We start from the raw sequence: 1,167 nt of genomic DNA on the forward strand, positions 1-1,167 counted from the left end.
CCCGCTGCCGGCTGAACTCCGTCAGCATGAACGGGCCGGGCATCAGCGTCGCGCCGCCGACGAGGGCCATCGAGCACTCGCCCGACCGCAGCGCCTGCGCGGCGAGGTGCAGGGCCACCAGCGACGACGAGCACGCCGTGTCCACCGACACCGACGGGCCTTCGAGACCCAGGGTGTAGGCCATCCGGCCGGACGCCACGCTCGTGGTGCCCCCGGTGACCCGGAGCCCTTCGAGCTGGCCCAGGCCGCTCGCCGACACCGCCGCGTAGTCGGAGGCGCCGACGCCGGCGAACACGCCGGTGTCGCTGCCGCGCAGCGAGGTCGGGTCCAGCCCCGCGCTCTCGAACGCCTCCCAGGCCGTCTCCAGCAGCAGCCGCTGCTGCGGGTCCATGGCCAGCGCCTCACGCGGGCTGATCCCGAAGAAGTCCGCGTCGAAGTCCCCGATGCCGTCGACGAAGCCGCCGCCGCGCGTGTACAGCTTGCCCGGCTGGTCGGGGTCCGGGTCGTACAGCCCCTCCAGATCCCAGCCACGGTCCGACGGCAGGCCCGAAATCGCGTCCCGGCCCGACGCCACCAGCTCCCACAGCTCGTCCGGCGACGCCACACCACCCGGATACCGGCAGCTCATGCCGATGATCGCCAGCGGCTCGGTCGACTGTGCGACGAGCCGCCGGTTCAGCTGCCGGAGGCGGTCGGTTTCCTTGAGTGACTTCCGGAGGGCTTCAACGAGACTGTTCTTCTCGGCAGCCATGCCTATTCCTTCGCTTCCGGGCGTCCGGTGGGAACCGCGTTCTCGACTGTCCTCATGCCATGTCCTCTTCGGCCATCCGGATCAGGGCCTCGGCGTCCATGTCGTCGATCGACGCCGCGGAGTCCTCGTCCGCCGCCGTGTCGTCCGGCACGTCGCCGTTCGCCAGCTCGCGCAGCATGTCGAGCAGTCCCGTCTTGCGCAGGGCGCCGATCGGGATCGACACCAACATGTCGCGGATCTCCTGCTCTTCGGACAGGTGCGCGTCGGGGGCGGCGTCCGGCGAGACCTCCGTCAGCAGGAACTGAGCGATCGCCGCCGGGTTCGGGTGGTCGAACACGAGCGTGGCGGGCAGCCGCAGGCCGGTGGCCTGGCCCAGCCGGTTGCGCAGCTCGACGGCGCTGAGCGAGTCGAACCCG

At 71.4% G+C, this 1,167-nt stretch carries 2 protein-coding genes; both read right to left on the bottom strand.

Annotated features, from left to right (window positions below):
- A partial coding sequence (locus tag RKE29_RS30000) for a beta-ketoacyl synthase N-terminal-like domain-containing protein (RefSeq protein ID WP_312008860.1) occupies positions 1 to 751 on the bottom strand: 751 nt, incomplete at its 3' end.
- A gap of 52 nt (positions 752 to 803) precedes the next feature.
- On the bottom strand, positions 804 to 1,167 hold a 364-nt coding region (locus RKE29_RS30005; RefSeq protein WP_312008861.1), incomplete at its 5' end, for an acyl carrier protein.

This window comes from Streptomyces sp. B1866 (genome assembly GCF_031932565.1).
GTDB lineage: Bacteria > Actinomycetota > Actinomycetes > Streptomycetales > Streptomycetaceae > Streptomyces.